Below are 23000 nucleotides of genomic sequence, written 5' to 3'. Positions count from 1 at the left end.
AACGACAAAGGAAGTATATGCATATCAAGGACAGTGCGCGTCTTTCCTACCATTATATCACCGAACAAGACGCAGACTTTTTGTGGGAGCTCGACCAAGACGAGCTTGTCATGAAATATATCAACGGTGGCAAGAAGTCTTCTAAAGAAGATATTCGGGAAATCTTTGTTCCTCGTTTTCAAGCCTATTCTAATCCGGCTCTAGGGTGGGGATTGTGGCGTGTGGAAACATTAGCTGAAAAAGAAAGCATTGGTTGGATTTTAGTTCGCCCTTTTGGCTTTTTTACTCAACACCCCGAAAGTGACAACATGGAACTAGGGTGGCGTTTTAAGCGCCATACGTGGGGCAAGGGCTACGCAACAGAGGCTGCAGAGGCTGTTAAAGAAGCGCTTTATGATATTGGTGTTGAAAAATTCTCTGCTATTGCTAATCCGCAAAATAGTGCGTCTATCAATATTATGAAAAAGCTGGGAATGACGTTCAGCCACGAGCTTGAATATAAAGACAAACTCTATCACGAGACCGTGGTGGTCTATTCTAACTAAGAGTCTATGGTAAACGAAAATGAGTGACTGATTATATCAGTCACTCGCTCCTCAAGATGTTCTTTATGTTCTCGTAGCGTGAATACTGATCTTCAGACAAGGTCACAGATTCAAGCGTTTCTCTGCATTGTTTGATGGCCGAAAGGGTGTCGGGAAGCATAGGTGCGTTAATTTTTCTGGCTCTCACTATCGCTTGAAGGTAGTTAAGCGCAATAGATGGGTTCTTTGGCATAACGCGGTACGCTTGCGCAAATGTTGTGTAAGACTGCTCTAAATTACCTTGTCTATACTGTGCAACGGCGGCGTTGTTAAGCACTTTAGGACTGAGCGTAATCGCTTCTCTTTCTTCTTTCTCTTGTTTTAGGTAGGTGGCCATGAGATTTAATTCATCGTGCTCTTCATCCGGCCTTGATGAAATGGTGTCCAAAATTGCAATGGACTCCTTTGTCATTCCCACTTCATGAAGCGCTTTGGCTCTATCAAGCAGTGCTTCTGTGGAATGGTGTTGGGCATGATCTGCGTGAAAATCTGACAACAGCATCTGTGCTTTTGCGGTGTCGTCTTTTAAATAGTGAAGACGCGCGTCAATAACTGTCAGTTCATCGTTTAACGCCGATTTGGGGTGAGTTTTTTTCAATTGCCGCAAATACTCGTTAGTTTGTTTAACTATGCTGTTTACGTACTCAGGCTCAGATGTCATGGCAAAATCAACACCTGCTCTTGCCGCAGTTAAATAGATATCTGGCTTGTCGTGGATGGAGTCCTTCGCGTAGCGCACCACTTTTCTAGCGCTGTTGAACTGACTTTCGTAGTCGTGAGTGAGCCGCGCCAAATTTATTGCTATCTTGTGTCTAGCAATATTTTGAGGTGAGATATTGCATGCCAGCGATATACACTCCAGCGCCTCGTCAAAAGCTGACTGCTTTATTTGCAGTTTGGTGAGTAAATCGTAGGCTTCAAGCGCAGAGTCAGGTCGCATAGCTAACTGAATTATTTCCCGCTCGGCATCGTCTAACTCATTCAGTGCCAGCAGACTTTTTGCGATTCCCATTTTAGCCCAGCTAAAATCTTGAACGTTAATTATCGATTTAAAGAATGCAATAGCTTCTTGATATCTTGCGGTGATAATCAATAAATCGCCTTTAATCTTCATTGCAAGCGGAAAATGTTCCGCATGCTCAGGCTGTAACAAAAAAAACTCAACCTCGGCCAGGGCTTTTTCGTAGTCCCCTTTATCCATAAATGAATAAATATTCTTTAGTGCCTTTTTCCTAGATAAAACTCTGGAAAGTCGCCTGTCTAATTCGTTAACTGAAAAGGGCTTAGCGATAAATTCATCCGGCTGTAACTCTACGATTGCATGAACGACTTCCGATGAGGTATCCGCACTGGTGAAGATGAATGCACTGGTAAGAGGTAGCAAGTGAGTTTCGTTTAGTTGCTCAAGTAAAAAATAACCGCCTTGTTCAGAGCGCAAATTGTAAGAGCAAATAATGGCGTCATAATCATGTTCTTGCAGTGCTGAAAGGGCTTGAGAGGGTCTATCAACATAGTTCATGTTCTTGAAACCTAACTGCTGAAGTGCGTAGTGCATATGGCTCTTTGCCAGCACCTGATCTTCAGCAATTAACAGCTTAGTATCGCTAGCTAAGTGTAGTTTCATTAATTAGTAGCCTCTGAAACATGAAAGTTCTCATTTACATTACCATGGAAAGTACGCCTTAAGTATAGTACTTTATGGAGATTGTCGCACAATGACTGCTTTCCGTACCTGAATTTAAGTACTAGTTTTTGAGAATAATTAGTGGCTTTGGCGGAGGAATTGCCAAATGCTTCAACAAGACAACGATTTGAATAAAGTTAGATTGTTGTGTTTCTGGAGATTGATATAGTGAGGAAGTGGTGGACGCTACTGGGCTTGAACCAGTGACCCTCGCCTTGTAAGGGCGATGCTCTCCCAACTGAGCTAAGCGTCCGTATTTTTGATTTCACTGTTTACCCACTGTGAGGAAGTGGTGGACGCTACTGGGCTTGAACCAGTGACCCTCGCCTTGTAAGGGCGATGCTCTCCCAACTGAGCTAAGCGTCCGTATTTTTGATTTCACTATTTACCCACTGTGAGGAAGTGGTGGACGCTACTGGGCTTGAACCAGTGACCCTCGCCTTGTAAGGGCGATGCTCTCCCAACTGAGCTAAGCGTCCGTATTTTTGATTTCACTGTTTACCCACTGTGAAGAAGTGGTGGACGCTACTGGGCTTGAACCAGTGACCCTCGCCTTGTAAGGGCGATGCTCTCCCAACTGAGCTAAGCGTCCGTATTTCTTTAAAGCTTGCCTAAGCAAGTGGGGCGGTATTATAGAGTCGGTTCAGTTAGTGTCAACAATAAAATTAAAGAAAAATGACTGTGTGCCCGAATTTTAGACACTCTGGCTGCATCTTAACTAAATTGATGAAAAGAACAGCGTTTTTTAATGTCGTTTTGAATTCTTGTACAACCAAAAACTGCTCGGTGAGTTTCTTCGAGTCGGTTGGAAGTGGACAGTCACTTATGTAGCGACTGAATTAGAGAGAGTGGAGTCGGTTGGAAGTGGACAGTCACTCATGCAGCGACAGAATTAGAGAGAGTGCAAGAAGAGAAAGTGTTGACCCCTACAGTTACTCGAAAAGTTGATTATAGATTTATCTAAGTGTGTGTCCATCGCAGTGAGAATGGATATTGAAGGAATAAGCTTTAACGATAAGTGACTGTCCACTTTCTTCGACTCTTTTACATTGTTCTATTCTTAACTTACTTTTGAAGTGGCGCTTACACTGGTAGAATGCGCCCAACTTTAGAAATACATTAACAATAGAGAGTGACCATGTCGGTTGTTACACGATTTGCACCCAGCCCAACAGGCTATCTTCACGTTGGCGGCGCACGAACTGCGCTTTATTCTTGGCTTCTTGCTAAAAGCAAAGGCGGCGAGTTTGTTCTTCGAATAGAAGATACAGATATCGAACGTTCAACTGAAGAAGCCAAGCAGGCCATTTTAGACGGAATGCAATGGTTAGGTTTAACGTGGGACACGGGGCCAATTTATCAGACTGAGCGTTTCGATAGATATAAAGAACTTATTCAGCAGCTTTTGGATGAAGGTAAAGCGTATAAATGCTTTATGAGCTCTGAAGAGTTAGATGCGATTCGTGAAGCGCAAAAAGAACGTGGTGAGAAGCCTCGCTACCCCGGTACGTGGAGAGACAGAACGGATCACCCAGAAGGTCAGCCTTTTGTTATCCGCTTCAAAAACCCTCTAGAAGGCAAAGTGGTAATTAATGATCACGTGCGTGGAAAAATCGAGATTAGCAATACTGAGTTAGACGATCTTATTATTCAGCGCTCTGACGGTACCCCTACATATAACTTCTGTGTAGTTGTTGATGATTGGGATATGGGTATTACTCACGTAGTTCGTGGTGAAGACCATATTAATAACACGCCACGTCAAATCAATATTCTTGAAGCGCTTGGTGCACCTGTTCCAGAATATGCTCACGTTTCTATGATTTTGGGTGATGACGGCAAGAAGTTATCTAAGCGTCATGGCGCAGTAAGCGTGATGCAATATCGCGATGATGGTTTCCTACCGCAAGCTGTGCTTAATTACCTTGTTAGGTTGGGGTGGTCTCACGGCGACCAAGAAATTTTCTCAGTTGATGAAATGATTGAGAAATTCAGCTTAGATGCCATTGGGCAATCTGCATCGGCATTTAACACAGAAAAGCTAATCTGGTTGAATCAACACTACATTAAGACATTACCAGCAAGTGAAGTTGCATCACACGCTAAATGGCACTTTGAAGAGTTGAATGTTGATTTAACGACAGGCCCAGCGCTTGAATCTATAATTGCTATTCAGGCCGATAGAGTAAAAACGCTAAAAGAGTTAGCTGAAATTTCTACATACTTTTATCAAGACTATGAAGATTTTGATGCGAACGCAGCAAAAAAACACCTTCGTCCAGTCGCTCGCGGCCCATTAGAGCTTGCTAAAGATAAATTAATGGCAATTGAAGAGTGGAACCCAGAAAATATTCAGGCTGCTATAAATAGTACAGCCGAAGAATTGGAAGTGGGCATGGGGAAAGTAGGTATGCCGCTGCGTGTAGCTGTGACAGGTGGTGGTAATTCACCGTCGTTAGATATCACGTTGAATCTTATCTCAAAAGAGAAAATTGGCGAGAGAATCGACAAAGCGCTTACTTTTATAGCAAACAGAGAAAATTCATAAAAAAAGCGTTGACATGACAGGGGGGGATGCCTAGAATGCGCCCCGCTGTCACGGAACAGTCACACAAAATGACTGGTACCATGATGGGGCCATAGCTCAGCTGGGAGAGCGCCTGCATGGCATGCAGGAGGTCGGCGGTTCGATCCCGCCTGGCTCCACCAAGTCACATTGAGATGTGGTTTGATATAGGCTGAAGTTTAGTAAACTTCGGATAGAAATTTCAGTAAGAATAAGGTCGCTCGGTTCGCAGAGCTAACCTCACCTTACAGAAATCTAGTGAAGCTTAGCTTCACTGAACAAAGTTTCTGTCCCCTTCGTCTAGAGGCCTAGGACACCGCCCTTTCACGGCGGTAACAGGGGTTCGAATCCCCTAGGGGACGCCATATTATCGCGTCACAGTCGATTAAAACTGTGAAATAGGCTGGAGTTTTTAACTCCGGATGGAAATTTCAGTAAGGATAAGGTCGCTCAATTCGCAGAGCACATCTTGCCTTACAGGAATTTAGTGAAGCTTAGCTTCACTGAACAAAGTTTCTGTCCCCTTCGTCTAGAGGCCTAGGACACCGCCCTTTCACGGCGGTAACAGGGGTTCGAATCCCCTAGGGGACGCCATTTTATCGCGTCGCAGTCGATTAAAACTGTGAAATAGGCTGGAGTTGATCTTTCAACTTCTGACTGAAAATTTTGGTAGGGAAGAGGCGCTCAGTTCGCTGGCTAACTTCGCCTTACTGAAAATATCGAAAGCGAAGCTTTCGAAAATAGATTTTCAGTCCCCTTCGTCTAGAGGCCTAGGACACCGCCCTTTCACGGCGGTAACAGGGGTTCGAATCCCCTAGGGGACGCCATATTATCGCGTCACAGTCGATTAAAACTGTGAAATAGGCTGGAGTTGATCTTTCAACTTCTGACTGAAAATTTCGGTAGGGAAGGGTCGCTCAGTTCGCTGGCTAACTTCGCCTTACTGAAAATATCGAAAGCGAAGCTTTCGAAAATAGATTTTCAGTCCCCTTCGTCTAGAGGCCTAGGACACCGCCCTTTCACGGCGGTAACAGGGGTTCGAATCCCCTAGGGGACGCCATATCGAAAAAACCAGCCATCCGGCTGGTTTTTTTGTATCTGCCCTTAAAACTTAGTGGACAGACACTCCGTTCATTTACGCCCCAAGCAATCCGTTGTGGACAGACACTTCCCTTACTTGAACCTTTAAGCAAATAAAGTTAAAGCTGCACGAAGAAAGCTACGGTGGACAAACATTCTTCTCTCCTTAGCCAACCACTAACGCACCGAGTATTACTCCAATCCTTTTGGTCGGAATTAGCCATTATTTTCAAAGGGAAGTCAACACAAACGAGAAAACACTATTTCAAAGATTTAATGCGTAAAGAACTTATGTCACAACCATTAAGGAATCTTTAGTGGGGTAGATACGTAAGCTTGTTGAACTGTTATGATCTCCAAAATACAAAAGAGGTGTTATATGCAGAATTATCCAATTGGAACTTCAGGTAAGCCATGGGGCGAAGGAGAAAAAGCCCAATGGAAAGCACGGCAGAATGTGGAAAGAAGTTATCAAGAAGAAGTACTCAAAAAACTTTTCAAAATTATTCCTGAAGGTTTTGATTTAAAGGAGTACGGTGCACTTCCTTATGACACAGCTCGCTACCCACTATACGCTGTAATTCCCAAGAGTTTTGATGCTAATAAGCCGTCTGCACTCGTTACAGGTGGAGTTCACGGCTATGAAACCAGTGGCGTGCAGGGAGCTCTCCAGTTTATCGAAACAAAATTGTCTCAGTACGCTGAGCAACTAAACATAGTAGTTGTTCCATGTGTAAGTCCTTGGGGGTATGAAACGATAAATCGATGGAACCCGTTGGCGTTAGATCCAAATCGCTCATTTTACAAAGGCTCGCCAGCCCCTGAGTCTGCTCAGCTTATGAAATTGGTGTCGGATTTAGCGTTACCTCTAACACTCCATATTGATTTACATGAAACGACAGACACGGACAATAGTGAGTTTAGGCCAGCACTGGCTGCGCGGGATGGGGTGACCCATGATAACTGGAACATTCCAGATGGTTTCTATACGGTTGCTAACACTCCAAGCCCTCAAATAGAGTTTCAAAAAGCCGTTATTGATGCTGTGAAAAAAGTAACGCATATCGCACCGGCCGATGAAAACGGAAAGATTATAGGTGCAGACGTGGTGAGTGAAGGTGTAATTTGCTATGACAAAAAGGCGTTATATCTTTGTGGAGGGATGACAGATGCTAAATACGTCACAACCACAGAAGTCTATCCAGATAGCGATAATGCGACACCTGAAAACTGTAATGCCGCTCAAGTGGCCGCAATTTGCGCAGCACTCGATTATTTGAAATAGACGCTTGAACGTTTAGACGTCTAGATGTATATTTAAGCCTCTTTTTTAGGAGGCTTTTGTGTTTACTTATTCTGCGGTTATCTATGACGGCAAAAAACAAAACTTAGTGAGATATGAATGTGGGACAGACACTGAGTTTTCTTCATATCTTAAATCACGCTATGGTTGTCACGTTTGTTTGTGGTCCAACAAAGAGCTATCTGAAACTACAATGGCCGCCATTGCTGCGTCACGAGCACAAAGTAAAAAAGACGATTTAGATAACACAGAAGCATTATGAATTTAATATCTCCATGTGTAGCCTTATGCAAATTGACCGAAGAAGACATTTGCATGGGGTGTAAACGTACGATTGAAGAAATTATAAATTGGCGGACATACACAGATAATCAAAAAAAGGCAGTATTGGTTCGCCTTGAAAATTTAGAAAAGGAAGCCGCTACCCAGTCACAGCTTCGTAAATAGGCTAAATGCGGATTTCTATCAAGATTTCTCTATAAACGGACAGACACACAAGCTTTCTCCATTCGTACAAAATTAGAAGCCAGCATCATTCCCACATGAATTAAAGTGTTCAGCGGACAGACACTAACTAAATTGAAACAGCTGCAACTTAAAATCACCTCAAATACACCTTAAATAGACAGCCACAGAAGTTGAAAAACTAAGCATCAAAGCCTGGCTGATATAAATGCTTTTTGCTAAACTCCCGCGCCGATTTTATGTTCTATTAAACTGAGATGTTTGCAATGAAAGTAATGCTTGCCCCTATGGAGGGCGTTGTTGATCACTTAATGAGAGATATGCTTACTCGCGTAGGTGGTTTCGATCAGTGTGTTACTGAATTTGTGAGAGTGGTCGATCAAAAATTACCAAAGAAAACATTTTATAGACTATGTCCTGAGCTTCACAATGGCGGCAAAACTCCGTCAGGCGTTCCTGTCCGAGTTCAATTACTAGGGCAACATCCACAGTGGCTTGCAGAGAATGCACAAACAGCGATAGAGCTGGGCTCTCCAGGTGTTGACCTAAACTTTGGTTGCCCTGCCAAAACAGTTAATAAGAGTAAGGGGGGGGCGGTGTTGTTGAAAGAGACCCAAACCCTTTACGATATTGTAAAAGCTGTAAGGGATGCGGTTCCAGCAGAAATCCCAGTGTCAGCCAAAATAAGATTGGGTTTCGAGGATAAATCTTTAGCTATAGACAATGCTATAGCTATCACTGAAGCGGGCGCGTCTGAGCTCGTTGTTCATGCACGAACTAAAACCGAAGGGTATAAACCACCGGCTTATTGGGACTGGATAGCTAAGATTAAACAACATACCAGTATTCCCCTTGTCGCAAATGGTGAAATTTGGAACGCTGAAGACGCTAATCGTTGTCAAAGCCAATCAGAGTGTACCAACCTGATGATTGGACGAGGTGCATTGGCAATGCCTAATTTGGCGCTGAGTATTAAAGAGGGCGTAGCACCTATGCCATGGTCTGAACTGGCTGCTTTGCTGAGTCAGTACTCTGGCTACGAAATTTTTGGTGACAAGGGCAAATATTACCCCAACCGAATTAAGCAATGGTGCGGGTATCTGAAAAGACAATACCCTGAAGCTGAAGTTCTGTTCAACGACATAAGGCGCCTTACAAAATCTCAGGACATTGTTGATGTACTTGCACGCCAAGCCGATATTTAGCAAAGTACTTTTGCAATGGAGTTAGAGGTTTACGACAAATACCTTTGAGCATTTGCAACGTTTGGACGACATGTTCTTTCGCAGCATCTGGCGAAATTCTCCATCATCTCTGGGCAACCGACTGGCCCAGTAAAAAGTGTTTCAAAATTACTGGTTACTAGCTGCCAGTTCTCTTTTGTCATTCCAAGCTTACTTAGCAAGCGGTTAGGAAGCTTTGGGGTTATACAGGTATCGTTATTGCGCTCCGCGTTTAGTGTATCAGTGATAAGCTGCAAATAATCACTGAATGCGAAGGGCAACGGCACGGTGTTCTTGTAGTGACTATCGCTAAAGGGCATCAAAAACTTAGGGGTTTTATTCGAGCGTTTGGCATTCAAGCGATATTGGATACTAGTATGGTGAGAGTTGCCTAGCGTCGTTGCTATTTTTGCTCGAATGGGATTTAAATCGACGTAAGCCATTACACTGGCCAGTGCTTTCTCATCGAGTATAGCTTGTGACTTGAACCTTCTTTCCCAGAAATAGCCTTTACATTCATCCTCTTTATTTGCTCTTCGAGCAATGTATTCATTGAGCATACGCATAAACCAGCTAATGCTTTGAAGTCGCTCTCGATATATAACAGATAGTGATTTTAATTCTGCTAGCTCATCTAACGTTACAGAATCAAAATTTTCTAAATATCGCTGCACTACAGGTGGGCATTTATAAAACATTCTCCACCGAAGCAAGACCTCATCCATTGTCCAGCCTTCAGCTCTGCCTTTTGCTATATGCAATACCACATGAATGTGATTGTACATAACAGCGTATGCGCACAAGTCGATAGCAAAAGCCTGCGATAGCTTATGGAGCCTGTCTTGAATCCACTTCCTTCTATGCTCGTAGTTAATACCAGTGTGAGCGTCGCGACCACAAAGGTAAGATTGCCTTACGCAGCGAGAAATACAGTGGTAATAAGGCGTGACATCGGTGTTTATCTGTTTGTAACGAGGTAAAGGCATATCCGTATCCCATAGTTATTTATTAGCATTATGAGATTTACGGCGTCAATTTTAAGTGGTCTTTGGGACAGTTTTAGGGACGGTTATTTTTCATGAGTGCTCTTCGATCAAATCTCAGAACTGGCAATCGTGGACAGACACTCGAATTTCATAACGGATAGACGTCAATCGTTAGGTCAATTTGACCCAAAAGAAAAAGGACAGACAACCTTATTCACCGGGTGTCTGTCCTTTCTAATTTCCTTATTGCAAAAACGCCTCTACTAGCTAGAGGACTAAGCAAAAGTACCAACGAGTGTCTGTCCCTAACAATTTAATTTAAAGGGCAAGTTATACGAACACATCAACCCTAGAGCCCACACGCCCATCGTTAGAATTTGAAGTCTGTTGTGTGCCTTGGGGCTGAGTCTCACGACTTTCTTGCACATTACGCGGCTCAACCTGTTGAGTAGGTCGCTGTGGCGACTCTAAAACAGTGGAAACGGGTGACGAATTGACAGAAGAAACGTCCATAAACAAACCTCGTGTTAATGCATTATTACACAATAAGGTTAGCACAATTATTGAGCATCAAGAATTAAACTTCTTAAGTGTCTGTCCATAAAACTAGCGATCAAAGGCTGTGCCTCAGCATTTGGATGAATACCATCGTTTTGCATTAAGTCCTTATTTAGCGCTATTTCTTCAAGGAAAAAGGGAATTTTTTGCACGTCCTGAGCTTCCGCTACTTTATTGAAGTTTTGCGTAAACATCTGCGTGTAGCGCTTGCCGTAATTAGAAGGAATTTGCATTTCTTGCAGAAACACTACGGCATTACTTTCCTTTGCAACATTTACCAGCGAATCTAAATTACCCCTAATCTTACCGATATTGTGGCCCTGAAGGCCGTCGTTACCACCCAGTTCAATCAATACATGGGTAGGGTTGTGTTGCTCTAATAAACGGGGAAATCGCGCTAGACCACCGTCAGTAGTCTCTCCGCTTACCGCAGCATTTACGATATCAATCGGAATGTTGTCGTCTTGCCACATCTTTTGTAACAAACTGACCCAACCCTCATGTTGCTGTAATCCATAAGCCGCAGATAAACTGTCACCTAAGATAAGTAAAACCGCATTTTCGCTTGTGTCGCTCTGCTCGGCTTGATCTGATAGCGCTTGAAAGGGTATTAAAAGAATAAGTAAAAAAGCGAACAAATAACGAAATTTAACAAACACGAATTGATGACCTCTTATGATAAAAGCTAATGCTGTAACTAAAGTAGTAGATACGAGTGAAGGTTCACTGCAGATCCTTCGTCCTATTTCTTTTGAAGTCAAGTCTGGTGAGTCCATTGCCATTATTGGCGCGTCAGGCTCGGGTAAGTCAACCCTTTTGGGCTTGTTAGCAGGGCTCGACCAAGTTACAGAAGGGGAAATCTTCTTAGATGGTGAAGCACTTCACAGCATGAATGAAGAAGAGCGCGCAATTTTAAGAGGAAATAAAGTGGGCTTCATTTTCCAAAGTTTTATGTTAGTTCAAAGCTTAACAGCCTTAGAAAACGTGATGCTACCGGCGGAAATTGCAGGGCTTGATAACCCAAAGGCTCTAGCTCTGGATATTCTAGAGCAAGTCGGTTTGAAGCATCGCGCGCATCACTTCCCTAATCAGTTATCGGGGGGCGAGCAGCAGCGCGTTGCCATAGCGCGAGCGTTTATTACCTCTCCCAAGATACTTTTCGCCGACGAGCCTACGGGCAACCTAGATGCCAAAAACAGTGAAAAAATTGAAGCATTGTTGTTCGAGATGAATAGAGAAAAAGGCACGACTCTCGTTCTCGTAACCCATGATAATGAACTCGCTGAACATTGTGACAGGCAACTTACTATGAATGCGGGAGAACTCATTGAAACAACGGGCGCGAACATAATGAATAAAAAAGAGACGGTTTAGATGTCGACGTCTTTTAATTTAGCTTGGCGGCTTTTCAAGCATGAGGCTAGACGTGGTGAACTGACCATCATATTGCTGGCCATTGTGCTATCTGTGGCCGCGGTGTTATCGCTGTCACTTTTCAGTGAGCGTTTACAGGGAGCACTAAAGTCTCGCTCTGCGGCTTTCATTGCAGCAGATGCTCAACTTCGTTCAGATGATCCTATAAACGAGGAGTGGTTAGCTAGAGCCCAAGAAGAGGGCCTTGCGACGGCAAAGCAGGTGGCAACACGTTCAATGGTATTTAAAGGCGACGAGATGTCGCTTGTTGATTTACGAGCCGTGAATGACGCTTATCCACTGAAAGGGACAGTCAATATTACCGACCAGCCTTTTGGAGAAAAACGCAATACTGCAGAATTACCACAATCTGGGGAAGCATGGGTACAGTCTCGGCTTTTTCAGAGCTTGGGGCTTTCTATTGGCGACAGTATCGAAATTGGCGACGGCACTTTTACCGTTACGCATGTGTTGGTAGATATTCCAGATGCCGGCTTCAGCGTGTTTAATACTGATCCTATTGCTCTGATTAACTTAAACGACTTGGAAAAAACTGCAATTACTGGGCCAGGGAGTCGCGCTCGTTATGTGGGCTTTTTTGCCGGAGAGGCAGGTGATTTAGAAAGTTTCAATACCTGGTTATTACCCCAATTAAACGATGACCTACATTCGTGGCGGACAGTCGAAGATGACGAGTCAGCGATAGGGCGCTCTGTCGCAAGTGCTGAGCGCTATTTTCTGTTAGCGAGTTTGTTAGCAATAGTATTAGCGGCCGTTTCCATTGCCGTTGCTGCTCAGCGTTATGCTCAACGTCACTTTGATCCCGTAGCAATAATGAAGACCTTGGGGGCAACAAGCAGCACCATTCGAAAAGTCTATTTGTTCCAAATTTTATTTATCACTGGGCTTGGTATTTTTATTGGCCTCGTTATAGGTTTTATCGGTCAGCAAGTAGTGGTTTCACTTGTAGCGGACAGAGTGGATGTATCTCTTGACGTGTGGCATTGGCGACCGCTTTTAATCGCCGTTGCTACAGGCGCTACGTGTGCATTGCTCTTTTCCTTATATCCGCTTTTGCAGCTATTTTCAGTTCCCCCACTTCGCGTATTAAGAAAGGACATATCAGCGAATTTACGTTCCAGAAGCATTCAGTTCGTGGCTTCCAGTGGTGCAATATTCTTACTGATGTGGATGTATAGCCGAGATTTAAAAATTAGCGCTATTCTTTTTGTGTCTGGCGCTGCGCTGGTGCTTGGATTGCTTGGCGCGACATACATTTTAATTGCTGTGGGACGCAAGTTGGGCAGTGGAAGAATGGGGGCGTGGCAGCTGGCATGGGCACGTATTAAGCGCCGAGCGATGGATAATAGTGTGCAGCTTATTAGCTTCTCCGTCACCATAATGTTGCTTTTAGTGGTGTTGGTAATGCGCAACGATATGGTTTCGCAATGGCGTTCTCAATTACCCGAAGGTACACCTAATTACTTCCTAATTAACATTACGCCAGACATTCAACCTGAATTGGACAGACACTTCGTTGACAATGGCGTAAATATTGAAGAGTTTTATCCTGTCATCAGAGGTCGATTTGTTTCGGTAAATGGAGAAGGGGTAAACACCGAGGTTTCTAAAGAAGATGAGCCGAATCGAGAAGGCCGAAGAGGCCTAGGTAGAGAAGCAAACCTAACTTGGAGCAACACGCTTCAAAAAGAAAACAAGGTTATTGACGGGAACTGGCATGGCGATGAGGATAAACAGTACAGCGAAGGATGGTTCCCAGTTTCCGTTGAAGAAGGCGTTGCGGAAAGGTTGAACATTAAAATGGGCGATCGGCTTACTTTTAATGTGGGCAGCGAGATTGTTGAAACGAAAGTAACGAGCATTCGCACGGTGAACTGGCAGACCATGCAACCTAACTTTTTCTTCGTTATTCACCCCGAGGCAATGGCCGCATTTAGTCCAACTTATATTACTAGTTTCTACCTTCCTACCGAGAGAAAGGTAGAGTTATCTAACTTACTTAAGCCGTTTGCATCAATAACTATGTTCGACGTTGATGCTCGAATTAATCAGTTGCGAGAGATTGTTGATCAGGTGTCTGTTGCCGTTGAATTTATTTTGATGCTGGTATTGTTAGCGGGCAGTCTGGTACTTATTGCACAAGTACAGGCGAGCATGGATGAACGCAGACAGGAAATAGCAATACTTCGTACGCTCGGTGCCAAGGGGGCGTTGATAAGAAAGAGTGTTATTTTCGAGTTTGTTATCATTGGAGTGGTTGCTGGCTTTATGGCAGCGATGGGTAACGAGTTGAGCCTTTATTTACTTCAAACCTCGGTGTTCCAAATGGAAGCAAGCTTGCATCCAGAGTACTGGGCCATAGCACCAAGCGTTGGCGCTATCGTAGTTGGCATATTGGGAGCGTTAGGGTGTTGGCGTTTGCTTACGCTCAATACCAGTCAGATGCTGCGGAATATGGTTTAGGTATTTTTACGTTAGTTTATAAGCCGCGTTAATGCAAAATGGACAGACACTCATTGGAATTAAGTGTCTGTCCACAAAGCACATGACGAATTTCAGTGATTCAACTAAGCGCGATATATTTCTCTTAGCGCCTCGCCGATAGAAGGGAATTCAAAACTGAAGCCAGCAGTAGTGAGTTTTTGAGGAATGACTCGCTGTCCCCTAAGTATCATCGTTGATGATTCGCCCATGGCTAATTTCATAACAAAGCCCGGAACATTGAACAGGCAGGGCCGGCTAAGTGATTTTGCGAGCGCTTTAGAAAACACTTTGTTCGTGACAGGCTCCGGTGCCGTTAAGTTAAATGCCCCAGAGCATGCGCTATTTTCAAGCAAAAACGAGATAGCTCGCACTATATCTTGTAAATGGATCCAGGCTAAATACTGACTTCCACCCCCAAGTGTACCTCCTGCCCCCAATTTAAACGGTAGCGCCATTTTTCCTAGCGCCCCTCCTTTTTCTGTAAGCACTACGCCAGTACGAAGCGTTGCTACACGTGTTTTAGCTTGATCTACGCTTTGGGCGATGGTCTCCCATTTAGCGCATAATTCATGGGTGAACTCATTATGAGGAGCTGTGTCTTCTGTAACCAGCTTGTCACCTTGACTACCGTAGTAACCAATCGCAGAGCCCGATAAGAAAATGGATGGAGGCGCATCACAACTATTTATCTTTGAGACTAGCTCAGAAGTGATGTCCCAGCGACTATTGCAAATTTTTTTCTTTTGAGTGTCTGTCCAGCGCTTATCGGCGATAGGCTCACCTGCTAAATTAATCACTGCGTCGAAATTCTCGAAATTTTCTATCGAAGAAACGTTCTCGACGATCTTGACGTTATACCCCAATTTGCTTTTTGCCTTAGCAGTGTCACGAGAAATCACAGTGAATTCATGTTCTCGAGAATATTGACGAATAAATTCGCTTCCTATCAGCCCTGTTCCACCGGTCAAAAGAATGTTCACAATTAACTCCTTGAGGTATGGCCTTATCCCGTCTTATTGCAAGATAGCGTTAGAGAAACTGAATCAGAGAATCTAAGGGCGTGTGGCTTATCGACCTCAACCTCAGCGTAGCGTACCGAAGAATGTTCTGAGGCTATGCTTAGCACATCGGCGGTAAGTTTTTCCAGAAGAGAAAAGCGGTTGTCTTCTACAAGCTTGATGATTGCCTTTGTAATTGTTTTGTAGTTAAGCGCATCACTCATATCGTCAGTGTTCGTCGCTTTTTCAGCGTCGTAATCAATTTTCACGTTAACAACAACGTCCTGCTTGTTTTTAATTTCATCTTCATTGATGCCAATGTATGTGCGTAGTCTTAGGTTTTTAATTTTAATTGTGGCAAGATTAAAGTTCATTGAAGTCTCTTGTTTGTAGTTGTTTATAAGTCGTTGTAAAGTGTTGTCGTTTCAGTCAGGAATGTAGCACAAAATGTCAATGGAACTACGCTCGCCAACAGCAAAAATTCTAATCGTTCTAGCATGTTTAGTAGTGGTTATGGCTGGTATTAAAGCCGCCAGTACGATCATGGTACCGTTTTTTCTCTCTATTTTTATAGCGATCGCGTGTAGCCCAATAATACGTTGGACCTCGAAATTTGGCGTGCCTAAATGGCTCTCTATTACTTTTGTTATACTGCTTATCGTTGTTTTTGGTTTTCTTTTAGCTGGCTTAGTCGGCCAGTCTATGACCGAGTTTCGAGAAAATTTGCCAGAATATAGAAGTAAGCTTGATACCGAGTTTGCCTGGGTTGTGTCCAAATTGGCCGAATTTAATATTCACATCAATAGAGAGCTAATCGCTTCTCACCTTGACCCTGCAACGGCCATGTCTGTGGCAACAAATTTCATCAGCGGAATGGGCGGCGTACTCTCAAACCTCTTCCTTATTCTTCTTACCGTTATTTTCATGCTTTTTGAAGCGGACAGTATTCCTCGCCGGTTGCATATTGCCCTTGCTGATCCTGGAATGAAACTAAAGCATATCGACAGATTTATACGTTCTGTAAACAGCTACTTAGCAATAAAAACTGTGGTCAGCTTAGGGACAGGTCTGATTATTGGCATTTGGTTGTACGTGATGGGAGTAGATCATTTCATGCTATGGGCTGTGTTGGCGTTCATGCTCAACTTCATTCCTAACATTGGCTCTATAATAGCTGCAGTGCCCGCAGTGTTGATAGCCTTTGTTCAACTTGGCCCTGCCTCAGCAGGTTTCGCAGCACTTGGCTTTTTGCTTGTTAATACCATCATGGGTAATATGGTTGAACCACGATTAATGGGTAAAGGCATGGGGCTGTCTACGCTTGTTGTGTTTCTTTCGCTAATATTTTGGGGGTGGCTGTTAGGCACCGTTGGAATGTTGCTATCAGTACCGTTGACCATGGTAGTAAAAATTGCACTAGAGTCTCGTGAGGAGAGCAAGTGGCTTGCAGTGCTTCTATCGAGTGAAGGTGAGAAGTCTGTCTCGTAACTTAGTGTAACTAGAAAGTGGACAGACACTTGTTTGAAAGTCGATAGTGGAGAGACACTCAATCGATTTAAGAAAAGAAATCCCTCATTAGTATCTAGCTAAACACTCAATTGAGAATGTGTCTGTCCACTTTCATATTTCAGCAATTGAAAGCTCAAGGTTTCAACAATCGTTCACACACTTTTGCTTTTTAACCATTATTCGTGTTTAGGAAATTGAATAACGATACGAGCGCCGCCAAGTTCGCTGTCCTCGATAAGCATTCTGCCTTGGTAGATTGATACCAAATCAGCAGCCAACGCCATGCCAATTCCGTGACCTTCTGTATAGGTATCGAGGCGGGTACCTCGTTCTAATAAAAGCAGCTTTTTGTCGTCAGGGATACCTGGGCCGTCGTCTTCTACTTTAATTGTTAGCCAACCAGCGCTCTTCATCGCTGATACGATAATTCTATTGTTCGCCGCTTTGCATGCATTGTCTAACAGGTTGCCACAAAGCTCCATGAAATCGGTCTCGTCCCCTTTAAACTGAATCTCCTCATCCAGTTCAAACTCAATAGTAAGGGCTTTATCTTGGTAGACCTTGTCCATTGCATCTGCAAGTTTGTGCAAAATGGGTAAAATATCGATAGCTTGTTGCCAGCCAGATTTTCCTGCACTCGCTCTTTTCAATTGACGTTTAATGATTTGGTCAATTTGCTGTAATGCTTCGTTTACCTCCAAAGGTAAATCTCTATTGCCGGATGCCACCGCCAAGGGCGTTTTCAAACTATGTGCCAAGTCTCCCAAGCTGTTTTTATATCTCGCCCTTTGGGCAGCCTCAGTTAGAAGCAAATCATTAATGGATTGTTTTAAGGAATCGAATTCAACCGGATATCGTGATTCTAACTGGCGTTTGTGTCCGCTTGAGGCTTGTGAAATTTCGTCAATTAACTTTCTAACGGGAAGAAGCACCAGGCTAATCCCGATAATTATAAAGACTAGGAGTGCTATACAGAGCGTGAAAATCCACTGCCACGTTGTGTCTAAGAACGTATTACGCTCGACTTCAAAAAGTGCTTTATTGTTAAATATATAAAACCGAACAGGCTCAAAGTCTCTACTTGAAGCAAATTCTGCAGTAAAGGCGTACACAAAAAACTGGGAATCTTCTTCAAACCTAGGTGTATGGGACTCCAAAAATAACTCGTTACCGACTGCAACGTCTATCTCAGGTGGTGTAAAGGTATATTCGAGAGCTGAGGCTGACTGCCAAATGACTTCATCTCGAAACACAATCACTCCAAGATAGCCTGAGCCCGGAAGGTTTAACTGCTCTTCGTATAAAATTTCAGGCATATAGGGCAGGTCGCCATCTAACTCGAATGCAGATAACAAACCTAAATTCATCAACCGAAGTTCGCTCATCTTGGCTTGTGTAAGGCTATCAGTATAAGCTTCATCTAAGATAACAACAGTAAATGGCGCAAAGAACGCCAGAAGAACAATTGCTAAAAAGATACTTCGAAGGCGAAGCGACAACTGCCTCATAAACTTCTATTTATCCTATAGCCTCTACCTCGAAGGGTTTCAATTGGCTTTAATTCACCTGTCGGATCTAGCTTTTTCCGCAGTCTTCCCACGAACACTTCAATGACATTACTATCTAAATCGAAATCCTGATCGTAAATGTGCTCGGTTAGCTCTGTTTTTGAGATGACCTTTTGCGGGTTCAGCATCAGGTACTCCATGACTTTGTATTCGTAAGCTGTTAAATCCAGAGCTTGGCCATTTAACGATAATTCTTCACTAACGGTATCCAGCGAGATAGGGCCGAACTGAATGGTCGGGTTCGCTTGTCCTGAAGCTCGTCGAATCAATGCTTTTGTTCGAGCAAGTAACTCTTCGTTATGAAAGGGTTTGGTGAGGTAGTCGTCGGCCCCGGCATCGAGACCTTCCACTTTCTCTTGCCATCTATCTCTAGCAGTTAAAATGAGTATTGGGCAGGAAATATCAGCTTGACGGGCTTTTCGTATAACCTCAAATCCATCTAGCTTTGGCATGCCGATGTCGACGATAGCCAGGTCATAGCTATATTCTTTAATGAGAAAAAGCGCATGTTCGCCATTGTCTGCCAAGTCTACGCTATAGCCATTTTGCTGAAGGAGGGCGTCAAGTTGAGTTAATAATCTGCTATCGTCTTCGGCTACGAGGATACGCATGTTAGTCCTTATCTTTACTTGTTTTTACCTTGCCTGAGCGTTTATCTACGTCTACCGATACTACTCTCCCTGATTTCTTGAGAACCTTTACTCGGTAGTTTTTTGAGGTTTGTTCAACTTTTAAAACGCGGCCATTGACAGCAGTACGTGCACGCTCTGCAGCTTCGCTTTTTGATATATCGCCGCCAGTGTCTTGAAACGCCAAAGCTGGCGCTGTGTTAGACAACGCTAACACTAAACAAACTACTGCAACACGTAGCGATAATTTCATACAACCTCACAATTATTATCCCACTCAGGCCAAACTACAGATAAGTATAACTTGGTTAACTGAACCCATTCTGAACTAGGTTTAGTCTACCTTGCGGAGCAAAAGCTGTATATAAGCTTTAAGTAAATGGCATTTACGAAAAAGCAACTATTGTGCAACTATTGTGGACAGACACTTAATTATAAAGAGGCCGCAAATCAAAATGAGAGTGTCTGTCCACAACTCTATTTCTAAGTTTCAAAGTGACGTATATATTTAAGCGCTCTCGTTACTTAGTCATATTGAGTAATCTTTACTCTTACTTTGAAAAAGTGTCTGTCCACTTTGTTGATTTGTTAATGAGGGAGATTAATGTTTATCGTACAAATAAGTGACTGTCCTCGGTTTCTGCTCGGTCTCTATAAGATAGCTCACAACGCTCACATGGACATATGAGTGTGTGCTCAAACCTATACCCAACTGACGTTTAGTGAAGAAGCTTACGTTTCTCAATAATTTTTTTGGCAAATGCACGCGGTGATATTGATAATTTTTGGCATGCCTCGTGCGAGGCATACGCTTTAGATGAATCAATAAAATGAAAAACAAGGTGTTTAGTTCAACTGCTCAATTCAATAGTAGCGTCGGACAGACACTTATGTTCAACAAGGAGAAGCTATGTCTAGTGATATTAAGAAAACTATGTGGAAAGCGATGTCAGATAGTCCAAAAGTAATGGTAAGTCTGGTAGGCGAGGATATGCATGCCGAGCCTATGTACGCCCAACTTGATAAAGACGCTGACAGTGAATTTTGGTTTTATACTAGTCGAGACAACCGCATTGCTAAAGGTGGAAAAGCCATGGTTCACTTCGCATCTAAAGGTCATGATGTATTTGCTTGTATCCGAGGCAATCTCACCGTCGAATCTCGTAAAGAGGTGATTGATAAATACTGGTCTAACCCAGTAGAAGCATGGTTTGAGAAAGGTAAGGATGATCCTTCTTTGTTAATGCTTCGCTTTGAACTTATAGATGCAGAAGTGTGGGATGCAGACCCTTCACTAAAAGGCATGTTTAAAATGCTTACTGGTAAAACGGTAAAGCCAGAAGAGATGGGTGAACATGAAAAGGTCGAACTTTAAACGCAGCATTATGGGCCTATTGTATGACGAAGCTTTGAGGCGTTCGGACACTTACTCAGAGGAGCGAGTGTCTGTCCATATCAACATTATGAAGCTTGGTGAACAATTACGAGTGTGTGTCCACCTTAACGAGTGTGTGTCCAAAGTTAGCTTCATTGCTGTTGATGCAACAAAATAGCCCCCTCAAACCAGAGTAATTAGGTCTAAAGGGGCTTTCGTTATTTTTCGCTGTTTACAATATAGCGTTTAGCTAAAAACTAAGGCAAAACCTTTTTGTAAGGTTTAACTACAACACTCTCGTAAACACCAGCTTCAATGTACGGGTCAGCGTCAGCCCATGCTTGAGCAGCTTCTAATGAATCAAACTCTGCTACCACTAGCGAGCCAGTAAAACCGGCCGGGCCCGGATCCGGACTATCTACGGCAGGGAAGGGGCCAGCCATGACTAAACGGCCCGCATCTTTTAATGCATTCAAACGTTCAAGGTGAGCGGGGCGTGCAGCAAGGCGCTTTTCTAGACTGTCCGCCACATCGGTTGCACAAATCATGTATAGCATACGTTCATCCTTTCGCCGTAGCTGCTTTCATGCTTTCAACAAAGCTGCCTAGCTCGCTTAGCATTTTGTGACTGTCCGATAAATTAGCGGCGATGATATTCACCGTCGCTGAGCCGGAAATCGCGCCAGCGGCACCTGCGTCAATGGCAGATTTAACCTGTTCAGGCGTAGAGATACCAAAACCTAGTAATGCTGGAGCAGCTTTGTGTTTGTTCAATCGCTCAATGAGCTCTGAAGCTGGGACGTTTGCAGCGGTTTCTGCACCGGTAACGCCCGCACGGCCTAACAGGTAAGTATAACCTTTTGAGTATTCGCCGATCTTTTCCATGGTTTCGTCAGTAGCATTAGGCGGTGCAATCAAAATTTGAGAAATACCTGTTGCTTCTGCAGCTTTTTGGAAAGGTGCCGCTTCTCGAATTGGCACGTCGGCAACCAAAATTGAGTCAACGCCTGCCTCTTGCGCTTTGTTGTAAAAGTTCTCAATACCTTGGGCCATAACCAAGTTACTGTAAAGCAACAAACCAATTGGAACATTAGGGTATTTTGCGCGAACCCGTGAAATTACGCCTAAACAGTCTACTACCGTCACTTTATTACTTAATGCGCGAATGGCAGATGCTTGGATAGTGGGGCCATCAGCAATAGGATCAGAGTAAGGGATACCTAACTCTAGTGCGTCAGCACCGCTTTCTACCAGCTGGCAAATAATGGCTTCAGATTGCGCTAAATCGGGGTCACCTACCATTACGAAAGGTACGAATGCGCCTTGGTTCTTTTCATCAAGGCCTGCAAACATTTGTGCATATCTATCCATTATAAATCGTCCCCTAAAATGTTGATAACGTGCGCTAAGTCTTTATCGCCACGACCTGATAAGTTAACCACGATGATGGTCTCTTCTTCCGCTTCATCTGCCATATTAAGTGCGTGCGCTAAGGCATGCGACGATTCAAGGGCAGGAATAATTCCTTCTTTTCTAGCAAGCAATTGGAATGCATTCAGCGCTTCTTCATCGGTGGCGGCAACGTATTCCGCTCGGCCAATGTCGTGAAGGTAAGCATGCTGAGGGCCAACAGCGGGGTAGTCAAGACCAGCAGATACTGAGTAACTCTCTTCAATTTGGCCTTCTTTGTCTTGCATAATGAAGGTGTAAGCGCCGTGAAGAATACCTTTTGTGCCCGTTACGATAGTTGCGCCGTGCTCTTTGGTGTGTACCCCTTTGCCCGCAGGCTCAACGCCCACTAAGCGTACAGATGGCTCATCAATGAAGTCTGCAAACATTCCGATAGCATTTGAGCCTCCGCCCACACATGCCACTACTGCGTCAGGCAGGCGGCCTTCTTTTTCCATAATTTGTGCGCGAGTCTCTTCGCCAATCATACGGTGATATTCACGAACAATAGTCGGGAACGGATGAGGACCCGCGGCTGTGCCTAGTAAATAGTGCGCTTTATCATAGTTCGCTGACCAGTCGCGCATGGCTTCGTTTACGGCATCTTTAAGCGTACCTGAACCTGCGTTCACAGGAATAACCTCTGCGCCCATAAGCTTCATACGGAACACGTTTGGCGCTTGACGCTCAACGTCTTTCGCACCCATATAAATACGCGCTTTAAGCCCCAACAATGCACACGCTAAAGCGGTTGCAACACCGTGCTGGCCTGCGCCAGTTTCGGCGATAACTTCTTTTTTACCCATGCGCTTGGTAAGTAGTGCTTGGCCTAACACCTGGTTAGTTTTGTGTGCGCCACCGTGAAGTAAGTCTTCACGCTTTAGGTATAATTTTACCTTTGGGTTACTCACTAGGTTGCGAGTTAACGTCATTGAGGTTGGGCGACCGGCGTAGTCTTTTAACAGAGATAAAAACTCTTCGTTAAATGTTGGGTCATCCTTGGCATCCAAAAATGCTTTTTCCAGTTGGTCTAGCGCTGGAATAAGTAGTTCGGGCACGTACATGCCACCAAATTCACCAAATTTTGTATCTAACTGGTTCATTA

22 protein-coding genes and 9 tRNA genes are annotated in these 23000 nt (G+C 43.8%); 15 read left to right on the top strand and 16 right to left on the bottom strand.

Annotated features, from left to right (window positions below; translation table 11 throughout):
• The first annotated feature begins 17 nt into the window (after positions 1 to 17).
• A complete protein-coding gene (locus tag V7R42_RS02565) occupies positions 18 to 545 on the top strand; it encodes a GNAT family N-acetyltransferase (protein WP_334018665.1) in 528 nt (175 codons plus the stop codon).
• 40 nt (positions 546 to 585) lie between these two features.
• On the opposite strand, the gene V7R42_RS02560 is transcribed toward V7R42_RS02565, so the two are convergent.
• The 5 genes from V7R42_RS02560 to V7R42_RS02540 all read right to left on the bottom strand — a co-directional run bounded on the left by V7R42_RS02560 (position 586) and on the right by V7R42_RS02540 (position 2860).
• Entirely contained in the window at positions 586 to 2208 is a 1623-nt protein-coding gene (locus tag V7R42_RS02560) for a response regulator (RefSeq protein ID WP_334018664.1), read from the bottom strand.
• 237 nt (positions 2209 to 2445) lie between these two features.
• A tRNA-Val gene (locus V7R42_RS02555) sits at positions 2446 to 2521 on the bottom strand.
• A gap of 37 nt (positions 2522 to 2558) precedes the next feature.
• Positions 2559 to 2634: transfer RNA gene (locus V7R42_RS02550), tRNA-Val, on the bottom strand.
• A 37-nt stretch (positions 2635 to 2671) separates the two neighbouring features.
• Positions 2672 to 2747: transfer RNA gene (locus V7R42_RS02545), tRNA-Val, on the bottom strand.
• Positions 2748 to 2784: 37 nt separating this feature from the next.
• A tRNA-Val gene (locus tag V7R42_RS02540) sits at positions 2785 to 2860 on the bottom strand.
• A gap of 546 nt (positions 2861 to 3406) precedes the next feature.
• Here V7R42_RS02540 and gltX point away from each other — a divergent pair.
• The 10 genes from gltX (at position 3407) to dusC (ending at position 8887) form a co-directional block, all read left to right on the top strand.
• On the top strand, positions 3407 to 4816 hold the full coding sequence (gene gltX / locus V7R42_RS02535) for a glutamate--tRNA ligase (protein WP_014948924.1): 1410 nt from the start codon (positions 3407 to 3409) through the stop codon (positions 4814 to 4816).
• 85 nt (positions 4817 to 4901) lie between these two features.
• A tRNA-Ala gene (locus V7R42_RS02530) sits at positions 4902 to 4977 on the top strand.
• A 146-nt stretch (positions 4978 to 5123) separates the two neighbouring features.
• A tRNA-Glu gene (locus tag V7R42_RS02525) sits at positions 5124 to 5199 on the top strand.
• A gap of 153 nt (positions 5200 to 5352) precedes the next feature.
• Positions 5353 to 5428 (top strand) — tRNA-Glu (locus tag V7R42_RS02520).
• A 157-nt stretch (positions 5429 to 5585) separates the two neighbouring features.
• A tRNA-Glu gene (locus V7R42_RS02515) sits at positions 5586 to 5661 on the top strand.
• A gap of 157 nt (positions 5662 to 5818) precedes the next feature.
• Positions 5819 to 5894, top strand: a tRNA-Glu gene (locus V7R42_RS02510).
• Positions 5895 to 6293: 399 nt separating this feature from the next.
• On the top strand, positions 6294 to 7199 hold the full coding sequence (locus V7R42_RS02505; protein ID WP_334018662.1) for a M14 family metallopeptidase: 906 nt from the start codon (positions 6294 to 6296) through the stop codon (positions 7197 to 7199).
• A gap of 58 nt (positions 7200 to 7257) precedes the next feature.
• Positions 7258 to 7479 carry a hypothetical protein gene (locus tag V7R42_RS02500; protein ID WP_334018661.1) on the top strand — a complete coding sequence of 74 codons (222 nt, stop codon included), beginning with the start codon at positions 7258 to 7260 and terminating at the stop codon, positions 7477 to 7479.
• Positions 7476 to 7664, top strand: coding sequence for a DUF1289 domain-containing protein (locus V7R42_RS02495; protein WP_334018660.1), 189 nt, complete (start codon positions 7476 to 7478; stop codon positions 7662 to 7664). Before V7R42_RS02500 ends, V7R42_RS02495 begins: the two co-directional genes overlap by 4 nt.
• Positions 7665 to 7948: 284 nt before the next feature.
• Positions 7949 to 8887 (top strand): tRNA dihydrouridine(16) synthase DusC, encoded by a 939-nt coding sequence (gene dusC / locus V7R42_RS02490; protein WP_334018659.1) that lies wholly within the window; start codon positions 7949 to 7951, stop codon positions 8885 to 8887.
• Positions 8888 to 8916: 29 nt separating this feature from the next.
• Here dusC and V7R42_RS02485 read toward each other — a convergent pair whose 3' ends face one another.
• From V7R42_RS02485 to V7R42_RS02475, 3 genes are all read right to left on the bottom strand, one after another.
• A complete protein-coding gene (locus V7R42_RS02485) occupies positions 8917 to 9891 on the bottom strand; it encodes a transposase (RefSeq protein WP_334018658.1) in 975 nt (324 codons plus the stop codon).
• Between the two features lie 330 nt (positions 9892 to 10221).
• Complete coding sequence (locus tag V7R42_RS02480; protein WP_334018657.1) at positions 10222 to 10404, bottom strand: hypothetical protein; 183 nt, start codon at positions 10402 to 10404, stop codon at positions 10222 to 10224.
• A gap of 47 nt (positions 10405 to 10451) precedes the next feature.
• Positions 10452 to 11108, bottom strand: a complete 657-nt coding sequence (locus V7R42_RS02475) for an arylesterase (RefSeq protein WP_334018656.1) — start codon at positions 11106 to 11108, stop codon at positions 10452 to 10454.
• A 16-nt stretch (positions 11109 to 11124) separates the two neighbouring features.
• On the opposite strand from V7R42_RS02475, the gene V7R42_RS02470 reads away from it, so the two are divergent.
• Together V7R42_RS02470 and V7R42_RS02465 are read left to right on the top strand one after the other, a co-directional pair.
• Entirely contained in the window at positions 11125 to 11823 is a 699-nt protein-coding gene (locus tag V7R42_RS02470) for an ABC transporter ATP-binding protein (RefSeq protein ID WP_334018655.1), read from the top strand.
• Positions 11824 to 14346: an ABC transporter permease gene (locus V7R42_RS02465; RefSeq protein ID WP_334018654.1), complete on the top strand. Its 2523-nt coding sequence runs from the start codon at positions 11824 to 11826 to the stop codon at positions 14344 to 14346.
• A 104-nt stretch (positions 14347 to 14450) separates the two neighbouring features.
• Here the strand turns inward: V7R42_RS02465 and V7R42_RS02460 are convergent, their stop codons facing one another.
• Entirely contained in the window at positions 14451 to 15347 is an 897-nt protein-coding gene (locus V7R42_RS02460; RefSeq protein WP_334018653.1) for a TIGR01777 family oxidoreductase, read from the bottom strand.
• Positions 15348 to 15370: 23 nt separating this feature from the next.
• Complete coding sequence (gene folX, locus V7R42_RS02455) at positions 15371 to 15739, bottom strand: dihydroneopterin triphosphate 2'-epimerase (RefSeq protein ID WP_187446820.1); 369 nt, start codon at positions 15737 to 15739, stop codon at positions 15371 to 15373.
• 73 nt (positions 15740 to 15812) lie between these two features.
• Between folX and V7R42_RS02450 the strand changes: the two genes are divergently transcribed.
• A complete protein-coding gene (locus tag V7R42_RS02450) occupies positions 15813 to 16853 on the top strand; it encodes an AI-2E family transporter (protein ID WP_334018652.1) in 1041 nt (346 codons plus the stop codon).
• Between the two features lie 197 nt (positions 16854 to 17050).
• Here the strand turns inward: V7R42_RS02450 and V7R42_RS02445 are convergent, their stop codons facing one another.
• From V7R42_RS02445 to V7R42_RS02435, 3 genes are read right to left on the bottom strand one after another with little or no spacing between them, the layout of a single operon-like run.
• Positions 17051 to 18382, bottom strand: a complete 1332-nt coding sequence (locus V7R42_RS02445; protein ID WP_334018651.1) for an ATP-binding protein — start codon at positions 18380 to 18382, stop codon at positions 17051 to 17053.
• On the bottom strand, positions 18379 to 19053 hold the full coding sequence (locus V7R42_RS02440) for a response regulator transcription factor (RefSeq protein WP_014948936.1): 675 nt from the start codon (positions 19051 to 19053) through the stop codon (positions 18379 to 18381). The genes V7R42_RS02445 and V7R42_RS02440 overlap by 4 nt, the downstream gene beginning before the upstream one ends.
• A 1-nt stretch (position 19054) precedes the next feature.
• Complete coding sequence (locus V7R42_RS02435) at positions 19055 to 19324, bottom strand: PepSY domain-containing protein (protein WP_334018650.1); 270 nt, start codon at positions 19322 to 19324, stop codon at positions 19055 to 19057.
• Between the two features lie 657 nt (positions 19325 to 19981).
• Between V7R42_RS02435 and V7R42_RS02430 the strand changes: the two genes are divergently transcribed.
• The gene (locus V7R42_RS02430) at positions 19982 to 20446 is read left to right on the top strand and encodes a pyridoxamine 5'-phosphate oxidase family protein (protein WP_334018649.1); all 465 of its coding nucleotides are present in this window, start codon (positions 19982 to 19984) and stop codon (positions 20444 to 20446) included.
• A gap of 257 nt (positions 20447 to 20703) precedes the next feature.
• On the opposite strand, the gene V7R42_RS02425 is transcribed toward V7R42_RS02430, so the two are convergent.
• From V7R42_RS02425 to trpB, 3 genes are read right to left on the bottom strand one after another with little or no spacing between them, the layout of a single operon-like run.
• Positions 20704 to 21003: a YciI family protein gene (locus V7R42_RS02425; RefSeq protein ID WP_039225734.1), complete on the bottom strand. Its 300-nt coding sequence runs from the start codon at positions 21001 to 21003 to the stop codon at positions 20704 to 20706.
• Between the two features lie 4 nt (positions 21004 to 21007).
• Complete coding sequence (gene trpA, locus V7R42_RS02420) at positions 21008 to 21817, bottom strand: tryptophan synthase subunit alpha (RefSeq protein WP_334018648.1); 810 nt, start codon at positions 21815 to 21817, stop codon at positions 21008 to 21010.
• Complete coding sequence (trpB, locus tag V7R42_RS02415; protein ID WP_014976090.1) at positions 21817 to 22998, bottom strand: tryptophan synthase subunit beta; 1182 nt, start codon at positions 22996 to 22998, stop codon at positions 21817 to 21819. Before trpB ends, trpA begins: the two co-directional genes overlap by 1 nt.
• Positions 22999 to 23000 lie beyond the last annotated feature (2 nt).

It is taken from the genome of Alteromonas sp. S015 (genome assembly GCF_036864485.1).
Taxonomy (GTDB): Bacteria; Pseudomonadota; Gammaproteobacteria; order Enterobacterales; family Alteromonadaceae; genus Alteromonas.
Note: the sequence above shows the minus strand (reverse complement) of the source record. Positions and strands in the feature narration are given on the sequence as shown.